This is a genomic window from Alteromonas sp. 009811495 (assembly GCF_028865455.1).
Lineage (GTDB): Bacteria > Pseudomonadota > Gammaproteobacteria > Enterobacterales > Alteromonadaceae > Alteromonas.
Genome location: NZ_CP113972.1, coordinates 110,671 through 130,925, shown reverse-complemented (window position 1 = coordinate 130,925; position 20,255 = coordinate 110,671). Strand labels below are relative to the sequence as shown.

Sequence of the window (20,255 nt, the reverse complement as noted above, 5' to 3'; positions counted from 1 at the left end):
ATGTTAACACTTGCCAACCATTCTTTTTCCTCTCGATTGCTTACTGGTACAGGAAAATTCAGTGATCCCGATACAATGCAAGATGCCCTTCGGGCCTCGCAAAGCGCTATTGTGACACTGGCGATGAAACGCGTAGCCAGCAATACATGTACAGACATGACACTGAGTGTTTTACGCAATCTTGGAGTCACCCTATTGCCAAATACCTCTGGGGCTAAAACTGCACAAGAAGCGATATTTGCTGCTGAACTCGCCTATGAAGCAATTGGCAGTCAGTGGATAAAGTTAGAAATACACCCTGACCAACGGTATTTGCTTCCCGACCCCATTGAAACCCTTAAAGCCGCTGAAGTACTGGTTAAAAAAGGTTTTCATGTTTTGCCATATTGCGGCGCCGACCCCGTACTTTGTAAACGGTTAGAGGAAGTTGGCTGCACTGCCGTTATGCCATTAGCTGCGCCAATTGGTAGTAACCAAGGCCTTCAAACTAAACCCTTCTTACACATTATTGTTGAGCAGGCGACAGTGCCTGTCATTGTAGACGCAGGCATAGGAAAACCCAGCGATGCCATGGCGGCCATGGAAATGGGTGTAGATGCCGTGTTGGTCAACACTGCCATTGCTACAGCGTGCAATCCCGTTGCCATGGCCAATGCCTTTGCCAGTGCGGTAGAAACCGGCCGGCAAGCGTTTGAAGCCGGGCTTGGTACAACACACCGTACAGCGCAAGCATCTAGCCCGCTAACGGCTTTTTTAGACCGCGCGCTAACGTAATGTGGGAGTGCACAGTATGAAAGTAGCCGACGCTTTGCTACAACAAGATTTATCTCATATTGCCCTAACGCTTCACAGTAAAACGCGCAATGATGTGGAACACGCCCTTGGCAAAGAGAAACTCGAGCTTGATGACTTTATGGCGCTTATCTCACCTGCTGGCGCAAACTACTTAGAAGCAATGGCAAGCCGTGCTTACCACCTTACCCGCCACCGCTTTGGCAACACAATGCAGTTATTTGTGCCGTTATACCTCTCGAACCTATGTGCCAATGAATGCACCTATTGCGGATTCACCATGAGCAATAAAATTAAGCGCACCACATTGTCAATTAGCGATACGCTATCCGAGGTTGCTGCAATTAACGCAATGGGGTTTTCGCAATTACTGCTTGTCACAGGTGAACACGAAACCAAAGTAGGCATGGAATATTTCGAGCGCACCATTGACGCTATTCGCGACAAAGTAAGTTATTTAATGATGGAGGTTCAGCCGCTTACGCTAAATCACTACAAAACATTAAAAGAAAAAGGGTTAGACGCGGTGTTGGTTTACCAGGAGACCTATTCACCCCAGCATTACGCCAAAGTACACACGCGTGGTAAAAAGCAGGATTTTTTGTGGCGACTAGAAGCCAGTGATCGCATTGGCCAAGCGGGTATCGACAAAATTGGTATAGGTGCCCTACTCGGCCTTGGCGACTGGCGTGTAGACAGCGTAATGACCGCCTTGCATGGCCGACTAATTCAAAAACATTATTGGCAAAGTCGAGTCTCTATTTCGTTTCCCCGATTGCGCGCATGCGAAGGAAACCGAGATAGTGCACAGCACTCTCAACACTTGCCAGATGAAAAGCAATTACTTCAACTAATATGCGCACACCGGTTGTTTAACCCGCATGCAGAACTTTCTTTATCAACCCGCGAGTCGGCAGCTTTTAGAGATGGCGCTGCCCCTTTGGGAATTACGTCGATGAGCGCGGCATCGCAAACGCAACCAGGTGGCTACAGCACACCAACCACAGCACTAAATCAATTTGATATAGACGATAATAGACCTGTCGATAAGGTAGTCAAAGCTCTCGCCGTAAATGGTTTAGAGCCTGTATGGAAAGACTGGATGCCCTTTGGTTAGTGAAGACAAACATTCGAACACATATAAATTGACAGCAAAGCCTCCGTTTGAAACAGTAGTAACGCTATTTAGAAAGGACAAATAGCGTTTTTATTCAAATACGGATGAATATACCTATGAAAAAATGGATTACAGTAGTAGGCAGCGTAGTGTTTTTGGTTACACTACTCATCACCCAAGGCGCCTCTGCGCAAAATTATCAAGCCATAATTTGCAACAACTGCGACAAGACCGAAGCAAAAGCATTTGCACTTCTTGGTGAGTTCAACGTAAAGCATTCATGTAGCGAAAAGCGCCCTTCTAAGACCGACCACGCGCAAGCCTGTATCGTTAAGACCAATCCAATATTAGTTGCCAACGCATCAACAAAGAAAATTTGGGGCTTTCACGTATTTTACGCCGGCCTAGGTACTGCACTCGACGATATACGCTTAAGCGCACAACCTTTCACTGTGAACAACAAAACTCAAAAGGTAATGAAAGAGATTATCAAAACCTACGCACAGCTAGACGAGGTAATTCAGTCGGTCAATCATAAGCTTACAACCCCATCAAGCGTGTTAGAAACCGTACAGTCGGCGCCTTCAAGAAACTGCAGTGATAATTCGTCCATTGCCCCTGCAATTGAAGCCGCATTCTCCCCCCGCATAATCGGAAAATTATTAGACCTTGCCCAAGACACCTACCAGCATAAATACCCTGATCAGGGAACGCTGTTTTCGAACAGTCATTTTACCGGCAGCAACTTTTCTGTTAGCACCGATAACATCAATATTGAGGGCACAAGGGAGGTAATAAACAAAGATAGATTAATTGTGGCGGACTTTTCGGATGCTAAGACAAGTAAGACTATAAACCGCATTGCATACAACGTTTATTTGCAAAACCATGTTCTCGGTATCTCGGTTAACGAAAATGCCTCTAGAATAGATGGTATTGCGATTAGCGCCCTAAGTGCAGGTGCCTTAACGAATACTCACCCGTGCATGCTCGAACACCTCAATAAGTATTGGGAAGCGAGCATACAATCAAGCACTTCGGGCGGTAATTTTGGGGATGGTGGCTTAACAGATTACGGTAGAGGCTTTAACTTTATTCCTCAACCAAGTAATGGCGGTGGTGGAAGTGAAACCTGTACGTGGCGTTTTTATAACCCTCAAGGCGAACCTACATTTACTATGCAAGGGGCGTGTCCTTAGCAACAAATAAAAGGTTTCAAAAACATACAACTACACCTTTAGCGCGGAAAAAACGCCAACTGAAAAAGCATTAGTTTTTCTTACGCAAAATAAGAAAAAATATGTTTTGATTTCCGCGCAAACCCTCCGTACAATCCGCGCAAATTTTAGCCAGACATGCCAGTGTGTTCGTCTGGCTTTTTTATTATATTTAACCCATATTGGGGTTGTCATAGCCGTTTTATGTTTGAAGGACAGTGCGTTGGATACCGTTGAATTTATTCAAATCCGTAGATTTATCGTGAAGCTTGGAAAAATGCTGCACAAGTACGGTACGCCTGCGTTTCGTTTAGAAGCCTATTTAGGCGAGGTAGCAAAGTACTTGGGCGTACACGCTTCGTTTATTTCTACACCGACGTCGCTCACGTTTGTGATTTGGAGCGATCGCCACGAAGACGAATATAATCACGCCGCGCGCCTTTTACCTGGCGACCTTGATATGAACGCGCTGTCGTTAACCGATGAACTGGCCAGTGAATTATTGGCGGGAAAGTTATCACTTAGCGAAGCTGATAAACGCTTAAATGAAATTGACGCAATGGGCAGCCCCTATGGCAAATTCATAACGGGTGTTGCGTTTGCCATGGCGACAGGTGCGTTCGCCATGCTAATGGGAGCAAGCTGGAGCGAAATTGGATGGTCTGGCGCACTGGGTATTGTGGCTTACCTTTGGACACTTTGGGCACAAAAGTCGAAGCGGGTTAACCTTATGCTTGAACCCGTCACGGCCTTTGTTGGCGGCATTTTAGCCTGTGCTGTAGGCAGCTATATTGACCCTGGCATTAACATTCCATTAGTGGTGCTGTCGTCAGTCATTGTATTTGTACCTGGTCTTGCACTCACCATGGGGCTTGCCGAATTGTCTTCGCGCAATATGGTATCAGGTACAGCCCGTACCATGGATGCCATCATGCAACTGTTTAAGTTGTATTTTGGTGCGTTTCTTGGCGTATCAGTTGGATTTAGTGCATTTGGCGAAAACATTTATACGCCTGCAGAGTCACTGCCTTACTGGGCGACGTGGTTGGCGGTATTTTTATTGTGTTTTGCACTTGTTGCGATATTCCGTACGCGCTTGAAACATATTCCGTGGGCGCTTGCCGCAGCATTTATCGCGTACAGTGCTACTGCATTTAGTTCAGATTATATGAGCCCGGGATTAGGGGCTTTCGTGGGTGCTTTTGCCTTGGGTATCTTTGCTAATGCGTTTACCCGAATTGCCAATCAACCGGCCACTATTGTGGCTATGCACGGATTAATTGTGTTGGTGCCTGGCTCTAAGACATACATTGGTTTGAACTCATTTATGACAGGGCAAGACTTTGTTAAAGCCGATCACCTTGGCCAAGAAGTGTTTTTGATCTTCATGTCATTAGTGGCTGGACTTATTTTTGCCAACGTTGTTATGCCAACTAAAAAAGCGCTTTAACTGCCTGTAGATTGGCTACTTAAGCAGTTTTATAAGCGCTCGTCCTAGCCTTGCGTTTAGCGCGCCTGCGGCAATGGCTTCGGCTGAATTTTCCATAAATTTAGCCGACAAACTGCCGCCAATTTGATTGGCCACTTCATCTGTGGCTAAGTCAAACACGCCTTGTGCTGCAATGTTTTGAGCAAGCACTTTAAGTAACTTCCAGTTGCCCACTGTACTGGGGCGAAGCCCGTAAACTCTTGCCAAACGGCGAATGGTCCTAAAGCTTATCCAAATTACCGCAAACGTTTGAATGAGATTATTGGGGCTAATAAACGCCAGGCTCCCCGCGGTCACAGATTCCTTGTTTAATACTTTGTGCGCTTTGGCTTGCACTTGTGTTAGTACGGTATCTTCATATAACCCTAAATACTCGGCCGATGTCATGTCGCTTTGCAATTGCTGCTGATAGCGCTCAAAGCAGTGTGCAGCGTAAGACCCTTTACTAAATCGCTTACCATGATGTAGTAACACACTTTGCACTTTCTGCGGCGAGGTTTCACTGCCTTTGCTCGCAAGCAACTCGCGAATAGCACCCGCATCATCCATTGCGGTATTCACTTGCTTATAGCCTCGCCACTCTCGAAAACTTAAAAAACTAAAGCAACTGACAAAGCCCGCTAACATAACGCCTAATACACTTGCCCCGATGGGGTGCTCGGCCATATTTGCCATTAATGTGGTGTAGGCTTCAAAAACAAAAAAGCCTAACAATGACACTACACCAAAGCCCAATGTTGCCGTACCCAACGACACGCCTTTTTCTTTAGCGTCTACTTCCCATACATCTTGTGCCACCTGCTGCGGCAGTTTTGTCTCGGGCTGAGCAATATCTAAAGTCTGTGTAGTTACTTTCGTTTTATATTGTGGTTTTTCGTTCATGCTAATACCTTCATAAGCGCGTGTGCGTTATTGCCTAGCAGCACGTCGGCCTGTTTACGCTTGGCGCTTTTGTGTTTAAGCCCAACACGCTCTAAATCTCTTCTTTCCCGAGTAAAAATTGCAGTAATCTGTCTATGCCTTTTCCTGCCAGAATGCGCGCCTTAAAGTCGGAAGGCACGGTTACGTGTGGCACGGGAAAATGACTCCCCTCTTCCATCTCTTTCAATTTACGTGGCACCGGCTCAAATGTGGATTCTACATACTGCCCTTCGCTATTTTTGTAGCGTATAGCGTTATCGCATCCCCCTTCGTCAGTAACCTGCATAGCTGATACCAAAAAGTGTTCAAATTGAATAGGCTTATCGGTAAATCGAGCCCTTGCCCCTTCTGTTATCTGAGTGAGTAAACTCAACAGATTATCTCGTTGACTATGAGGAATAAGATCAGCTTTAGTGGCAACAAATGCGACTCGGCCAATTTGTTCTTTTTTCAAAATAGTGCGCGAGAACCACCCGCTTTGCCCATAGACGAAGGTATCGGCTAAATGACTTAGCGTTTCTTTAAGCTGATATAGGTGCTGTCTACTGTGATTTAGCCCTTCAAACAAATCGATAAGAATGATTTGTTTGTCAGTTTCTTTGAAAATGGACTGCTTCAATGGCGTGAGCCATTTCGTTTGAAACGTTGAAAAGTGCTTGTTAAACGCAATAAACCAAGGGTGTGACACGTCGCTTGTTATACTTGATGGCAGTGGCGTAAAACCAAATTCACGCCAATTAAAGTCACTGGACTCCAGCAAAAAACTTCCCGGCTGCAACAGCGATATGCCATTGGCTTTTGCCTCTACCAAATAACTTCGATAGGCATTAAGTAGTTGTGTTATGCGCTCAGGGGTAGGTGCTTGCTCAAAATCGAACTGATTAACAACGGCCTTCCACGCATTCGCGTAATATTGTTGAGGACCACTGCTAAGTTGAGCCCACGCCGAGTCTGACCACTGTGCGTAGGTTTTACTTAGCATAGGAATGTCGGTTATCCACTCTCCGGGATAATCAATAAATTCAAACACCACGTCTGTGTGCGGCAATACGTAGCGCTTAAGCGACGCGGTTTGCTTAAGCCGAACAATTAACTTAAAACCATAAGCTTCTTCGGTGGCATCAGGCCAAATACCTTGCTCTAGTGCTTCGATGTTGTCTAGATGAGGAAAGGGTTTATAGCCCTCGATGGGCGCTATTTGCATGTCTAACACTTGTGAAGGCGGGAGATAACGCAGTAATGGCAAGCAGGCATAGCCCTCTTCACTTCGACTTTTCAGCATAGTGATAAGACTGGTAAACAGCATCGACTTGCCACTGCGACTAAGCCCTGTAATGGTAAATCGGTGCGTTTCTTTGCTAAAGACATCAGCCAGTTTGTCGCCAGTTAACGACGCCACAGCCCGTGTTTTATCAAACAGCGTAGCGATTTTTTTTTGCATACAGCCCGCATTACTCCTTTTAATTACCTTGCTGTGCCCTCTACTGAGCGGCACCTTCTGCGTATTTCGCAGTTGCCCCTACATAACACTGTGCATAGTTTAAATGTGGTTGTAAAGCGGGTAAAAGCAAGGGTAATGCCACGTAAAACCCTTCGGTAATGCGTTTACGGCAAGTTTGTTTTAGTGTTCTCGAGTAAGGCCAAACAACTTTTTCTTGATGCGGTTTTTGCTGGAATGCCAGTGATTCTTGGGCTTTCGCGGTGCATTTTCTATAACGTGTTCAAAGTCGATATCGTCTTTGTTTGTTGGCTCAACGTGCGCACAAAAGAATGTATCAATTTGTGACTGAGCTAGCTTGGTTAAGCTGTCTCTATATTGATTAGGATGGCAAAGAGGATATGGCGGTACTAATTCGCCTTTTACTTTCACTAACACGTCAGCAATATAAGCCTGCTGGCTTGGTACGTGAACAACAGATAAATCATGGTCGGTGTGACCTGGTGTGTACATTATCTGCCAATTAGCGAAGCCAGGTAGCCGCTGTCCGTCTTGTAATAATAGATCTGGCGTTAGAACAGGGTTATACCACACTGGCATTTTGGGTTTTCCAATGCGGCTTGCCACCCACAAGGTAAGCAACAAATCGATACTATGGGCCACACGCCCGGTAACCCCACTATACCAGTGAGGCGCTTTAGGATGTGCGGCTACTTGCGCCCCTGTGCGCTCGCGAAGACGTATCGCGCCCCCGGCGTGATCAGGGTGCATGTGCGTCACCACCACTAACGCTAAGTCGCTCAGTGGCCGCCCAAGGGTTTGAGTAATATAAGCACATACCTTATCCACATCTGCACGACTACAGCCATCTAGCAACAATAACTTATTATCCTCTTCAACAAGATAAATGTGCTGTATATAGCCAGGTAACGTGTGGATCTTCATAGACATACTCAATCAAATAATGCGCGCATGCTATCAAACATTACTTACCATGACCAGATTCGGCGAAAAGATGTAACATTAAATCTTTCAACCACATTAAGCCTGGCTCCCCCTCATGCTGACTATGCCAGTATAAGTGCGTTTCAAGTGCAGGAAGCCCGTAAGGTAGCTTTGTACTTATTACGTTGTCGTCAACCACTGCATCAGCTACCGAGCCGGGAAGCGTGAGCAGCGCGTGAGTACTTGAAACCACATCAGCAGCAGCACGGTAGTTTTGGCAGCGCCATAATGAGGGTCTACTCACACCCAGTTGTTGTAGCGCAATTTCTTCAACCGAGGCCCCCTTTGCACGGTTCGACACCGTAATATGACGCGCTGCAAGATATCGGCGTTTATCCAGTGTGGTCACTAGAGGGTTGTTTTTATTCATCAACACTCTGTAGGTATCGCGGCGCAGCAAAGAATGCGAGATGGGAGCGGCGACAGCCCGTCCGATATCAATCACTAAGTGCAAACTGCGATTGCTTAAGTCACTGAGCATAGTGTCGCGATGAAGACGAGTACTGACAACTTCAACATTTGGCGCTTCTTTTTCTAACCTTGCCAATAGCGTAGGTAGCACACCCAGTTCAAGTGACTCTTGCATCGCAATCACAAAACGCTGATGGCTGTGGGCTGGATTAAAGTTTGAAAACTCACCCAATGCTTTTCGAATGTTGCTAAGCGCTTGCAAGATGGTCGGCGCAAGACGCTCGCAGGCAGCGGTTGGCAGCATACTTTGCTTTTCTTTAACAAATAAAGGGTCGCCTAGTATATCGCGAAACCGTCGCATAGCGTGGCTAACAGCAGAAGGTGTAATATGCAGCGCTTCGGCTACTCGCGTCATGTTTTTGTGCTGCCATAAGGCTTCGAACACCTTAAGTAAATTGAGATCGAGTTTTTCAAACTGCCGCTGCTTACTCATTTCTTGCCCCTGTCCACTACTCTGTTTTTTGCAATATCTGCTTGGCATCTTCCTATATGCCAACAGCCTAGCACCATGAACAAAATTCACAACAATAGAAGATTATATTTCATTTCATTCACTCAACAACTTTCACTACTATAGGTCAAAACGCAACCAATTTGATTAGGTGCCCTATGGACTTTTCGCATAACGATAAAACCAAAGCCTTACTTGAGAAACTCGACACTTTCATCGCAGAGCATATTGAGCCTATTGAGAATGAGGTATACGACTTTCACCACAAAGAAAACAACCACGGCGACTGGAAAAACTGGAAACTTCATCCCGGCACTGAAGCACTAAAAGCGAAAGCGCGAGAAGCAGGGTTAGCGAACTTGTTTTTGCCCGACGCCAAGCTTGGGCAAGGGCTTACAACATTAGAGTATGCGCCCATGGCGGAGCGCATGGGTAAATACCTTTTTGCGCCAGAAATATTTAACTGTAATGCCCCAGATACAGGCAATATGGAAGTGCTTTATCATTTTGGTAACGACGCGCAAAAAGATAAATGGCTAACGCCTTTATTGGCAGGTGAGATTCGCTCTGTATTTGGTATGACCGAACCTGATGTGGCATCGTCAGACGCAACGAACATGGCAGCCACCATTATTGAAGATGGTGACGATGTTGTGATTAATGGCAAGAAATGGTGGTCTACGGGCTTAGGGCACCCTAACGCAGCAATTACCATTTTTATGGGGCTATCTAACCCTGAAAACGATAAACATAGCCGTCATAGTATGGTCGTTGTGCCACTTGATACACCAGGGATCACCATTAAGCGTATGCTTGACGCCTATGGCGATTATGATGCCCCTTACGGTCACGGTGAAATGCACTTTGACAACGTACGAGTAAGTAAAGACAACCTTATTATGGGCCTAGGCAAAGGGTTTGCCATTGCACAAGGTCGCTTAGGGCCAGGGCGTATTCATCACTGTATGCGCGCTATCGGCATGGCTGAAAAAGCCCTAGAACTTGCTCTTAAGCGCGGCCATGAACGCGTTGCCTTTGGTAAGCCTATTATTCGCTTGGGTGGCAACCTTGAACGCGTTGCCGATGCACGAATGGCAATAGAACAAGCGCGCTTACTAACTCTTCACGCTGCGTGGAAAATTGACAACTTGGGCGTAAAACACGCCATGACAGAGATTTCCGCTATCAAGGTCGTGGTACCCAATATGCTGCAAAGTGTAGTAGATATGGCGCTACAAATTCATGGTGGTGCAGGCATGTGTAGCGACTTCCCACTTGCGCGATTTGCCGCAGGCGCTCGAGCACTTCGTCTTGCTGATGGTCCAGATGAAGTACATAAAGGTATGGTATCGAGACTGGAACTTAAGAAGTACCAATAGTTAATCAAGCAGATAAAACGCGACGAATGTCGCGTTTTATTTTTCCCATATCTACTTTACAGTACTTTGAGCGCGCTAATGGTTATTAGCAGTGCTTGATTCATTGGGGTTGAGCGTAAAGTCTGTGCCGTAAACTTCGTTATAGTAACGCAGCATTTCTTGTTTGAACGATGCAGGCATAGCAGACAAGTGCACGTCTAAATAGGCACGCTGTTTTGTTACTTTTCTGAGTTGCTTTGAAATAGCCCTTATTGCCTTCTCGCCTTCATCGCTTTTAGAACACAACACATAGCCAACGCCATATTCGGGAATCTCTTTTAAAGAAACGGCGTGAATAGCAGTATCGATAGCGTTTTTCTCGCGTACTTTTTCAAATACCGGCGGATACTCAAGTAGCGCATCAATGCGTTTAGAGCCTAGCATGTCGATAACGCCTTCCCCCATATCACTGCCACTTCGTTGCCATAAACGCAGTTTATGTGCATCTTTTGCTAGCTCCTCATCAATTGCCTTGCCGTAGGAACGCCCTGCGACTGTACCTAGTCGAAAGTGAGGATACCGCGTTAAAAGATCTGAAAGTGCAAGCTGCGCTAAATCTACAGGTGCAATATTGTGTTTTTTAATAAACGCGTCGAGTACATAAAGCTTAAGGCCTGGCACAACAACCTGAGGCTGGGTGCTCGCCAAACTGTATTGTGCTCGCTCTTTGTTATAGATGCGGTCGCTTACGCACACATTACGACTTTCTTGAAGACGGACAAGGGCGCGCTTCGATGTAGTTTGCTCAAGGGTAAAGGTAATATCTTGAATGCCATCAAGGATTAGATCACGCGTTTGTTCATCCATAGTGAGAACCTTGTCATCAGACGCGTGCCATTGCGATAACCATAACGCAGAAGTCGCCAAGGTTAACGTTGGATACAAAGTGAGTATTGCGCCTAATGAAAAGGCGCAGTAGCGCATGGCAACACTTGTCAACAAAGACCTCTCCCTCACGTCTAAAAAATCGGCGGCACTGTATAGCAAGGCGCCTAGCATTGCTACTTTTTCGTACAACGCAACTGGTCAGACTGTGAACCAATAATGACAGTTTTTGTAAACTCTATTGTGTATATGCCGAGCTTGTTAGCCAAGTTAAAAGCAAAAAGGAGCCATTACAGGCCCCTTTACTTATAAGCTTACCAATACCAAAGTATCTTAAATACTATTGGTTAGAAGGTATAAACGGCACTTAACTGCGCATTAATTCCCGCACCGTAAAAACCGATTGTATGTAAGCTATTGATGTACTTTTTATCAAAGATATTATTGATATTCATACGGACAGTAAGGTTGTCAGTAAATGCTTGTGATGCATACACGTTACCTAAGAAATAGGCGCCTTGCTTTACATTATAATCAACATTGCTGATCTCAGACTGCCAACGACCACCTACACCTAGCTCAATTTCTGGCGCTTGAGGCACGGTATAACCCAGCTGAAAAGTAACAACATCTCTTGGCGCCCATAAGTTGGCGTCGTTACCCTGTTCGTCTTCAACATCAATATTGGTATAAGACGCATTCGCGCGCAGTGCCTCGGTAATTTGCCCTGCCACTTCAAATTCAAAACCTGTCGACTCTACCGACACACCTTTGTAGTAATACATTAACGTATCTGGGTTAGTGCCGGCATAAGCCGCTAGGTTATTTTGCTTAGCAGTAAAATACGCAAACGTAGTTAATAACCTGTCGTCAAACCATTGTGCTTTAAAGCCCGTTTCAAAGTTTTTGCCTTTGGTCGGCGCTAGGTATTGACCGTTAATGTCGTACTGTTCTTGTGGTTGATACACATCAGAATAACTCACATAGGCATTTACACGGTCAGTAACGGCATAAGTGGCGCCAACATAAGGACTTATCTCACTTTCTTCGTTGTCGATAACAGCGCCCGCATTTTCCCCGCTGCGCTCAAAATCTATAGCGTTAAACCCTGCAATAACAAATAAGGCGTCATTTATGGCTATCTTTGTTGAGCCGAAGTAACGCGTAAGCGTTTGCTCTATATTGGAATATTCTGACTGCGCCAACCATTCTGGCTCTGCAATGGCATCAAGACCGTAAGGAAAAGCTGGAGTTGGGCCAAATGCAGGTGTTGTCGCGTAATCAAAGGCATGTACAAACGACACATCATCACTGGTGGCATGGCTCACGCCGACATTAAACTCGTGTTCACGACCAAATAACACATACTCACCAAATAAGCGTCCTTCTACCAAATGCGAATCACGCTCAGAGTCGTAACGCCCCGGCCAGCCCGTTAAGCCTAGACCAGCCTCTTTATCAATGGCGCCATAGGCGTAAAATAGCTTACTTTGATCTTCAAAGCCGCGGTAGTTATAGCTAAGTAGTAGTTGCCAGTCATTGTCGAAAACGTAATCAAGCTCGGCAAAGGCGTTTGTGGTTTGGGTATCCCACTTCGTCCATTCTTGTGTTGTGGTATCACTTACATCCCACTCGGCTTGCGTACCATCAGTATAGTTAAACACTAAACCGCCCCACGTATTGCCATCTGTGTTGGCATCTTGATGGGATAACCCAAATGTGACCGTGGCATTATCGGTTAGCTGCCCATCAACTACACCGTAAAGAAATGTACGGTCGTTCTTCAGCCCTTCAATGTGGCCTTCTTTGTCTTCTATACTTCCCACAACGCGTGCCGCCCAGCGGCCATCTTCAGTGAGTAGAACTGAATAGTCAGCCTGCGCGCGCTTAAAGTCGAACGAGCCAAAGCTAGCGCCCACTTCTCCGCCAGTTTCATTAGTTGGACGCTTTCTTACGTAGTTAATTGTACCTGATGCATTACCTACACCAGTAAGTAAGCCGTTTGCACCACGAATGATTTCAATTTTTTCATACCCGTAGGCATCAACAGCGCCCGTGACAATACCCCAATCGTTGGGCAAGCCGACGCCGTCAATTTGCGTGTTTTTTATCTCAAAGCCGCGAGCGGTGTAGTTTGTGCGATTAGTCTCCCACTCCTCAACATTTATACCCGGAGCAAGTTTAAGTGCGTCGTTAATGTTAAATGCGCCAAAAGACTGCATAAGATCTTCTGACAAAATACTAATTGATTGCGGCGTTTCGCTAATTTCCATCGACAAACCTGTTGCACCGCGACTTACCCGATTTTGACGTACACCGACAATGCGGATCTCCTCTACATCAATATCTTGTGCTGCTTGAGTATCGTTTGATACGTCTTGAGCATGCACTGAAAAGGCCAGAGCTAAGGGCGATAAAGCAAATAAAGAAAGTCGTTTCATGGTGTTCTCAGCGTTGTAATGATTTTGTGTGGCTGAGGATTATACCGATACAGCACAATTATACAAATGATAATTATTATCATTAGCTTTACTAAAAACAGTTTGTAAAGTAAGTACGATAACCACGTGATTAACGTTATTTTTAATGGTCGCCTAGCCCAGATTATTACTCTCGTTACATTCTGTAACACTAAGCTAATGAAAATTGATGATTTCTATCTCATTTCCTCTTACATTCTTGGCGTTGCCTATTATTGGTCTCCCAACCAATAGCTTTTACAATAAGGAAATATCAATGAAAAAACTTGCACTCGCTGTAGCACTGAGTGTTGCATCTGCAGGCGCGTTTGCCGCTGCACCTGCGTGGGATTTCGTTCAAGGTAGTTACGTTATTACTGACTTTGACGAGTCTGACTTTTCTTACGAGCCAGATGGCTTCGCGTTCTCAGGATCAAAGCTAGTTACAGACGACGTATTTGTAACGGCTGAGTACTCAATGCAAGAAGACGACATTCTTGGCATCGACGTTGACCTAGATATGCTAACGATTGGCCTTGGCTATCGCTATGCATGGTCTGAAAAAACTGACCTATTCGGTATTGTTAGCTACGAAGATGTAGAGCTTTCTGGCTCTGGTCAATCTGCTGATGAAGATGGTTTTGGTTTAACAGCGGGTGTGCGCTCAATGGTTACTGACAACATTGAAGTACGTGGTGCAGTTAAATATATCGACCTAGATGAAGACGATGACACGTCTGTACTTGTTGGCGCAGACTACTTCCTAAGCCCAATGTTTGCTGTAGGTCTAAGCTATGAAACGTCTGACGACCTAAGCACTTTTGGCATCAATGCACGTTATAACTTCTAAAGCGTAATCACTTTCGTCGACGAGTTATAATAAGAACAAAGCCGCATTCACTCAGTGAAAGCGGCTTTTTAGTTTGTAGGCCAATAATGCGGTATTTATGCCCCGCTACTTCCTCGTTATTGCGTTACTGTCTATAAGCAGTGTATTAATTTCGTCTTTTTGGTAACGGTTAGTCACCGACAAAGCAAGTGATTCAAGGGCCAAGATATAGGCTTTTTCCAAAGCATTGTCTTCACTTATCAAAATATCTGGCTGAACACCACGGCCTTCCCAATTGCTTTTAGTGATAGGATTGATGGCCTGCGTAGTCGGCACCCCTATTCGAAAATCACCCTCTAACGCAAACCATCTCCATGGATTAGCGCCGCCTTTGCTCGGCATACCTACAATAGTTGCTCTGCCTAAGTGCTTTAAGTTGTAGGCAAATTCCTCTGCGGCTGAAAACGTATCAGGGCCAATAATAATATAAAGCGGTACTGATGCTAATTGCGCGTTCGTAATTGTAGGCTCTGTATAAAATGGGTTAAGTGCGTCGGTGTAGCGAGTATAAAACGAATTTAAATGTACTTTTCCTTCTACAAAATAACTTGTCAGCCAGCTAACAGTTTCACCGCTGCCTCCGCCATTTTCGCGTAAATCGATAATTAGCGCATCAACGTCACTCAGCATACCCATTGCGCTCGCAATCTTTTTCTTAGTGTGAGCATTAAGCTCAGCAAAGCCCCAAAACTCTAACACGCCAACGTTGCCCTTTTTGACAACCACCTCCCTAAAGCCCGCATTGTTACGTGCTAAACGCTGAAACCAGGGTTCTTTTTGTCTCACTTGCTCTGACTGGGATTGATTTTGTTGCTCGGATAATGGCACATACTGCACGGTAAAGTGTTTATCGAATTGCGCTAAGTGTTGAGTGAGTAACTCTGCTACTTGCTTTTTAGATGCTGCTTGAGAAATAGTTTGTTGCAAAGTAACGTTGTCTAAACTTGTGTTAATCGCTGGAATGTTTTCAGATAGCACATAGTATTCTTGAATTGTGCTTTTGATGTTGTTTAGCAGTGCGTTCTGATTATCAGCAACAGCATGCCCAGCCATAAAGAGCAGCCATAGGCTTGACAGGTAGGTGGCTATTTTCATTGCGTAGTCCTTAAAGCTGTTGGCATGTTAAAACCAACAGAAGTATATGAAAACCTTAAAATATCATGTTCGAAGTGAACAATAAGTGAATAACCAAAACCGTAAGTCATCTTCTCCCTCATTTGCTGCGTTTCTTTGTGCGGCTTGCTTTATTGTGGGCTTTATTATGATTTTCTATATCGAGCCCGGTATTCACCTTAATCCCCATCAACGGTTGGCATTTATTTTATCGAACGGCCGTTTTTTCCAAGCCTGGTATTTAGTTATTTTTGTGGCATTTGGTACCAGCTTACTCGTATTGGTAAATGGCATTAATAAAATAATTGCTCGCTACCAAACCTTAACCTATTACCTAAGTATGATGTTCGGTTTTATATGGGCGTGCTACACCATTGCCTGTGGCTGCATTGCTATCTTCTCAATTGAATATTTGCTTTCGCTACCAAGCGAACAGCAAACGTCAATCTGGTTTGCTTTGTATAGTATACAAATGGGACTGGGTGACGGTGTGGAGTGGGTCGGCGGATTGTGGTTGCTCACATTAAGCTTGCACGGCATTAAGCACAACCTACCAACCCAATCACTACATCGATTTGGGGTATTTGTTGGTCTATTGGGCTGCCTAACACTGATACCCGCTCTATCTACTATTGGCGCTGCCTTTGGCATAGCAAGCATTATCTGGTTTGTATGGGCAGGCGCACTTTTTTACAGGGCTCGCCATAGCCTTAACACTTTGGGTACACCGTTACCGCGTACGTCGTAGCAGTGCTTTTGATGTCAACACGCCACGCCATTACCTGTGCAATGCGGTGCACTAAATACTGACCATGCCCTAAACCTTGATAATTGGACGACGGCGAGTTGTCGATAGCATTTTCAAACACGATTGCCTGAGAAAAGTGCTCAAGGGTATCATGCTCTGTTTCGTCAACGCGATCACTCATCGAAACTTTTGGCGTGATTGAGTATATGCGCATTGCGACGTTAGCTGCGCTTTTGCCGCCATGGTAAAAGCCGTTATTAATCAGGTTTTGAAACAATAATGTGATGAGGTGGCCATTTCCCACGCCACTAATTTTGGTACTGACTTCCACATCAACTTCAAACTGATTATCTGGGTTTGCGCCGTAAAGCGACAACAATGTTCGCTCAATAAACGGCAACAGAGGTTGTGATTCGAAAACAAGATTTTCTTTGCGCGCCAACGCTAACAATACTTCAACTGTGTTTTGCAGGGTATGCGCTGACATCACAAGTAATTGTTTGTCGTCGTCAGACATAGGGGTTTGATTGCCTTTTTCATCTTGGTTTAGCACCAATGTATTTTGAATAAGGGCTATTGGGGTTCTCAGTTCATGGCTTACGTCACTGGCAAAATCGTGCTCTCGTCGCCACGCTTGTTGCAAGGCGCGATAGGTCTGTTCAAACGTTCTAGCAAGCTCACCAATTTCATCTTGTCGTGAAGACTCATCAATATCGCAGGGGCTTTGTACTTCTTGTGACGCAACCTTCTCGGTTAACGAGATAATAGGGGCTGAGAGCTTACTTGCAACAAACCATGTGCTCAGTATTGTAAGCAAAATAACGCCGACCGCAGCACTAAATAAGAACACACCAAACACCGATGAAAAATTTGCCAGCGCGAGCGTGTTTTGCGTATTTAATGCTATGTACCTATCTGTTGAGATCACGTACGCGAAGCCCCTTACACCCTGAAACTCAAATTGAAATAAAGCGCTATCAAAAAGGCTTCGATTGAGCTCACCCATAGACGTAAGTGTCGCCTCACTTAATAAAACAATGTCATTACTCAGAAAGTCCGCTGGTGATGCAGGCGCAATAGATTGATCGTTAAAGCGATCTTTTTCTCGTTCAAGGATATAGTTCGACACCCAACTTTCCGTTACTTCAACAAACAAGCTTGTCATTCTGAAATAGAATAAGTTAATGACAACCACCAGTGCACCAAAGCCAAAAAATAGCTGGGCGCGAATGCCTTTAAGCATTGCCAAGCCCCTCTAGCTTATAACCAATATTGCCTATAGTAGCGAGAGTCAACGCTGAGCTTGATTGCGCAAGTACCTTGCGCAAATTGTAAATGTGGGACTTCAGTGGATTACTCTCCGGTAATTCGTCATTGTATAACGTGCTTATCAAATCACTGCGTGCCACAGGATTGGGATAAGCTTTTGTCAATTCGTAAAGCAGTTGAAAGCCAACTTTAGTAAGTTTGATTACTTTGTCGTTGAAGGTGGCTGTGTACGCTTTGGTATCAAGTCGTAAGGGGCCTTTTTCAAGTACCGTATTGGTGTGTAATGCAGGTCGGCGAGCCAGCGCTTGGCAACGGAAAGCCAACTCACGAAGGTCGCAGGGTTTTGTCAAATAATCATCTGTCCCAGACATAAACCCCTTGGCTTTATCTTCAAAAGCATCCCGTGCAGTAAGCATTAAAATGGGGGTGATACGCCGCTGTGCAGCCTTTATTTGCTGGCAAACCGTAAGTCCATCGCAGTCGGGTAAATTAAGATCTAGCACAATCACGTCGTAGCTGTTTTCGGTTGCAAGGGATACGCCCAACTTGCCTTTGTCTGCAAAGTCGATATGCCAGTTAAGTCCTTCAAGAAAACGGCAAACTTGTTTTGCTAACGCCAAATTATCTTCAATGAGCAATATTGATAATGACTTCTCAGACATCCCTTCCTCCCATTACGTTATCGCGATTAATCAAACTGGTTTGATTATGTACCAAGCAGAGTGAACAAACAGTGAATTATCGACACTTAGCGCTACACGTTACGAAAATGCACGCACGCTATTTCGACCATCCGCTTTGGCTTGATACAGCGCAATATCGGCTTGCTTGTAAAGCTCGTCATAACAGGCGCTTTGCGTATTACCTACCGCAACGCCGATGCTCACCGTAACACGAGCCTTCGCTTTGAACACACTTTCTTCTGCTTTGTGTCTAATCCTCTCAGCAATTGTCATTGCCGCGCTTTGGGCGGTATTAGGTAGCAAGATAACAAACTCTTCGCCTCCAATGCGTGCTAGAACATCGTCTTTGCGGCACAACGCTTTTAGCATAATCGCCAGCCGCACTAATACGTCGTCGCCCACATCGTGACCGTAGTTATCGTTCAGGGTTTTGAAGTGGTCAATATCCAATAATAAAAACGCCATTTCCATTGAGGTTTGACGCAGTACGGCTAACTTTCTATCGAGAAAACGTCGGTTGCCCACTTGAGTAAGAGGATCAGTTTCAGAAGCCACCAGCAAGGTCTCATTGGTTTGCTCAAGTCTAAGTAACTTCTGCTGCCTTAGTCTGAGCGCTAAGAAAAGCACCAAGCAGAAGAGTGATATGACAATGGACGTAAACAAGAAGAAGGTTGAGTGCTTGGCTTCTCGCTCGCGTTGCAGCAAGTCTTCTTGCAGTTGTATTAGTTCTCGCTCGGTCTTTAACTGGGTTTCTAGCTTTTTAATAATGCCGGCTTGCGTTACTGGCTGAATGGCATTTCTGCGCGCTATGTACTCGGCCTGCGTGTTCGCTGCATCTTCATAGTTTCCCAGTTTAAGCTCAAGCAGCGCTAAGCTTTCATAAAGTGCAATTTCACTTTCTACCGAGGTTTTGTTTTTCACCTTAACGATGCCGCTACGATATAAATCCAATGCTTCGTCGAATCGTTCAAGCGAGGTGTAGAGCTTGGCTAAACCAAGGTACGCCGACGCCAACGCCTGTGGATAAGAGCCACCGCGTTCATCTTCTATCACATGGCGATACATCTTTACTGCAAGTTCGTGTTTACCCAACGCTTGGTATACATGCGCTAAATTCACGCTGGCTTCGCTGTAAGTAAAATCGTAAATAAATTCGTCATTTTCTAGCACAGCTTTAAAGATATTGAGCGCCTGCTCGTATTGCTGTGAGTTTAAGAAGGTTGTGCCTAGTCCGACCGTGGCATTCATTGCCATATCAGTATTGCCAAGGCCTTGGTGAATACTTGCTGCTTGCTTAAAATAATCCGCCGCATCATCGTAGTCTCCTTGGGAATTCAGCACGTTCCCCAAGTTGTTATACACCATGGCAAGGTCGGCAGCATTGTCACTTGTGCGCGCGTGTTTAATGGCTTCAATGTAGTATTTAACGGCATTATCAAAATCGACCACAAGCTCGTAGTACACGCCTATAGAACGATGACAAATAGACAGCAAGTGCGCGTCATCCGTTACTTCTGCGGCACTAAGCGCCTGCGTTAAATACGTAAAGGCTTCGTTGTTTTTGCCTTGATACATACTCGACATACCTAAAAGGCGAAACGCTCTCGCCCGACTGTAGTCGTCTTCTTCTTGAACGCTAAAAGGCAACGCCTGCTTAGCATATTGCTCTGACAACGCTGGGTCTTGATACAAGTAGGAGTCTGCGAGTTCTAGCAATAGTGGTAACTGCGCCTTATCGCTTGGAGCTAAGGCGGTTAATTGTGCCTTTAACGTGGTAATACGCGCTTCGTTTGCAACTGCCTTAACCGATGCCAAGAGCAACAGCATTAGCATCACAAGACGTATAATCGTTAAATTGTTCGCTACCATATCACCAGAAAAAATTATTGTTATTATCAAAGCACTGACGGAACTGAAGCTATCTCGCTTTTATAAACGCCCCCATTGTTG

17 protein-coding genes are annotated in these 20,255 nt (G+C 45.2%); 7 read left to right on the top strand and 10 right to left on the bottom strand.

All coding sequences use genetic code 11. The annotated features are described in order from the left end of the window. The 4 genes from OZ660_RS00590 (at window position 1) to OZ660_RS00575 (ending at window position 4,576) form a co-directional block, all read left to right on the top strand. Window positions 1-774 carry a thiazole synthase gene (locus tag OZ660_RS00590; protein WP_274742210.1) on the top strand — a complete coding sequence of 258 codons (774 nt, stop codon included), beginning with the start codon at window positions 1-3 and terminating at the stop codon, window positions 772-774. Between the two features lie 16 nt (window positions 775-790). Further along, window positions 791-1,909: a 2-iminoacetate synthase ThiH gene (gene thiH, locus OZ660_RS00585; protein WP_274742209.1), complete on the top strand. Its 1,119-nt coding sequence runs from the start codon at window positions 791-793 to the stop codon at window positions 1,907-1,909. Between the two features lie 116 nt (window positions 1,910-2,025). Further along, on the top strand, window positions 2,026-3,108 hold the full coding sequence (locus tag OZ660_RS00580) for a hypothetical protein (protein ID WP_274742208.1): 1,083 nt from the start codon (window positions 2,026-2,028) through the stop codon (window positions 3,106-3,108). 241 nt (window positions 3,109-3,349) lie between these two features. Further along, window positions 3,350-4,576, top strand: a complete 1,227-nt coding sequence (locus OZ660_RS00575; RefSeq protein WP_274742207.1) for a threonine/serine ThrE exporter family protein — start codon at window positions 3,350-3,352, stop codon at window positions 4,574-4,576. A 15-nt stretch (window positions 4,577-4,591) separates the two neighbouring features. On the opposite strand, the gene OZ660_RS00570 is transcribed toward OZ660_RS00575, so the two are convergent. The 4 genes from OZ660_RS00570 to OZ660_RS00555 all read right to left on the bottom strand — a co-directional run bounded on the left by OZ660_RS00570 (window position 4,592) and on the right by OZ660_RS00555 (window position 8,883). Then, entirely contained in the window at window positions 4,592-5,497 is a 906-nt protein-coding gene (locus tag OZ660_RS00570) for a YcjF family protein (RefSeq protein WP_274742206.1), read from the bottom strand. 91 nt (window positions 5,498-5,588) lie between these two features. Beyond that, the gene (locus OZ660_RS00565) at window positions 5,589-6,977 is read right to left on the bottom strand and encodes a YcjX family protein (protein ID WP_274742205.1); all 1,389 of its coding nucleotides are present in this window, start codon (window positions 6,975-6,977) and stop codon (window positions 5,589-5,591) included. Between the two features lie 180 nt (window positions 6,978-7,157). Next, window positions 7,158-7,919, bottom strand: a complete 762-nt coding sequence (locus OZ660_RS00560) for an MBL fold metallo-hydrolase (protein ID WP_274742204.1) — start codon at window positions 7,917-7,919, stop codon at window positions 7,158-7,160. 40 nt (window positions 7,920-7,959) lie between these two features. Continuing rightward, window positions 7,960-8,883, bottom strand: coding sequence for a LysR family transcriptional regulator (locus OZ660_RS00555; RefSeq protein ID WP_274742203.1), 924 nt, complete (start codon window positions 8,881-8,883; stop codon window positions 7,960-7,962). Window positions 8,884-9,059: 176 nt separating this feature from the next. On the opposite strand from OZ660_RS00555, the gene OZ660_RS00550 reads away from it, so the two are divergent. Next, window positions 9,060-10,280, top strand: a complete 1,221-nt coding sequence (locus tag OZ660_RS00550; protein ID WP_274742202.1) for an acyl-CoA dehydrogenase family protein — start codon at window positions 9,060-9,062, stop codon at window positions 10,278-10,280. A 75-nt stretch (window positions 10,281-10,355) separates the two neighbouring features. Here OZ660_RS00550 and OZ660_RS00545 read toward each other — a convergent pair whose 3' ends face one another. Both OZ660_RS00545 and OZ660_RS00540 read right to left on the bottom strand, forming a co-directional pair. Beyond that, window positions 10,356-11,261, bottom strand: a complete 906-nt coding sequence (locus OZ660_RS00545; RefSeq protein ID WP_274742201.1) for a hypothetical protein — start codon at window positions 11,259-11,261, stop codon at window positions 10,356-10,358. 230 nt (window positions 11,262-11,491) lie between these two features. Next, window positions 11,492-13,585: a TonB-dependent siderophore receptor gene (locus OZ660_RS00540; protein WP_274742200.1), complete on the bottom strand. Its 2,094-nt coding sequence runs from the start codon at window positions 13,583-13,585 to the stop codon at window positions 11,492-11,494. Between the two features lie 295 nt (window positions 13,586-13,880). On the opposite strand from OZ660_RS00540, the gene OZ660_RS00535 reads away from it, so the two are divergent. Beyond that, entirely contained in the window at window positions 13,881-14,453 is a 573-nt protein-coding gene (locus OZ660_RS00535; RefSeq protein WP_232369650.1) for an outer membrane beta-barrel protein, read from the top strand. Window positions 14,454-14,558: 105 nt separating this feature from the next. On the opposite strand, the gene OZ660_RS00530 is transcribed toward OZ660_RS00535, so the two are convergent. Then, window positions 14,559-15,587, bottom strand: a complete 1,029-nt coding sequence (locus OZ660_RS00530; RefSeq protein ID WP_274742199.1) for a S41 family peptidase — start codon at window positions 15,585-15,587, stop codon at window positions 14,559-14,561. 85 nt (window positions 15,588-15,672) lie between these two features. Here OZ660_RS00530 and OZ660_RS00525 point away from each other — a divergent pair, with 85 nt between their 5' ends. Continuing rightward, complete coding sequence (locus tag OZ660_RS00525) at window positions 15,673-16,353, top strand: hypothetical protein (RefSeq protein WP_226432501.1); 681 nt, start codon at window positions 15,673-15,675, stop codon at window positions 16,351-16,353. Here the strand turns inward: OZ660_RS00525 and OZ660_RS00520 are convergent. From OZ660_RS00520 to OZ660_RS00510, 3 genes are all read right to left on the bottom strand, one after another. Beyond that, window positions 16,316-17,596, bottom strand: coding sequence for a sensor histidine kinase (locus tag OZ660_RS00520; protein ID WP_274742198.1), 1,281 nt, complete (start codon window positions 17,594-17,596; stop codon window positions 16,316-16,318). The two genes, OZ660_RS00525 and OZ660_RS00520, sit on opposite strands and share 38 nt — an antisense overlap. Next, the gene (locus OZ660_RS00515) at window positions 17,589-18,284 is read right to left on the bottom strand and encodes a response regulator transcription factor (RefSeq protein WP_274742197.1); all 696 of its coding nucleotides are present in this window, start codon (window positions 18,282-18,284) and stop codon (window positions 17,589-17,591) included. The genes OZ660_RS00520 and OZ660_RS00515 overlap by 8 nt, the downstream gene beginning before the upstream one ends. 99 nt (window positions 18,285-18,383) lie before the next feature. Continuing rightward, entirely contained in the window at window positions 18,384-20,132 is a 1,749-nt protein-coding gene (locus OZ660_RS00510) for a diguanylate cyclase (protein ID WP_274742196.1), read from the bottom strand. Window positions 20,133-20,255 lie beyond the last annotated feature (123 nt).

Coding starts and splice junctions, on each gene's coding strand:
- OZ660_RS00590 (WP_274742210.1), top strand. CDS start 1: ATGTTAACACTTGCCAACCATTCTTTTTCCTCTCGATTGCTTACTGGT.
- thiH (WP_274742209.1), top strand. CDS start 791: ATGAAAGTAGCCGACGCTTTGCTACAACAAGATTTATCTCATATTGCC.
- OZ660_RS00580 (WP_274742208.1), top strand. CDS start 2,026: ATGAAAAAATGGATTACAGTAGTAGGCAGCGTAGTGTTTTTGGTTACA.
- OZ660_RS00570 (WP_274742206.1), bottom strand. CDS start 5,497: ATGAACGAAAAACCACAATATAAAACGAAAGTAACTACACAGACTTTA.
- OZ660_RS00565 (WP_274742205.1), bottom strand. CDS start 6,977: ATGCAAAAAAAAATCGCTACGCTGTTTGATAAAACACGGGCTGTGGCG.
- OZ660_RS00560 (WP_274742204.1), bottom strand. CDS start 7,919: ATGAAGATCCACACGTTACCTGGCTATATACAGCACATTTATCTTGTT.
- OZ660_RS00555 (WP_274742203.1), bottom strand. CDS start 8,883: ATGAGTAAGCAGCGGCAGTTTGAAAAACTCGATCTCAATTTACTTAAG.
- OZ660_RS00550 (WP_274742202.1), top strand. CDS start 9,060: ATGGACTTTTCGCATAACGATAAAACCAAAGCCTTACTTGAGAAACTC.
- OZ660_RS00540 (WP_274742200.1), bottom strand. CDS start 13,585: ATGAAACGACTTTCTTTATTTGCTTTATCGCCCTTAGCTCTGGCCTTT.
- OZ660_RS00535 (WP_232369650.1), top strand. CDS start 13,881: ATGAAAAAACTTGCACTCGCTGTAGCACTGAGTGTTGCATCTGCAGGC.
- OZ660_RS00530 (WP_274742199.1), bottom strand. CDS start 15,587: ATGAAAATAGCCACCTACCTGTCAAGCCTATGGCTGCTCTTTATGGCT.
- OZ660_RS00520 (WP_274742198.1), bottom strand. CDS start 17,596: ATGCTTAAAGGCATTCGCGCCCAGCTATTTTTTGGCTTTGGTGCACTG.
- OZ660_RS00515 (WP_274742197.1), bottom strand. CDS start 18,284: ATGTCTGAGAAGTCATTATCAATATTGCTCATTGAAGATAATTTGGCG.
- OZ660_RS00510 (WP_274742196.1), bottom strand. CDS start 20,132: ATGCTGTTGCTCTTGGCATCGGTTAAGGCAGTTGCAAACGAAGCGCGT.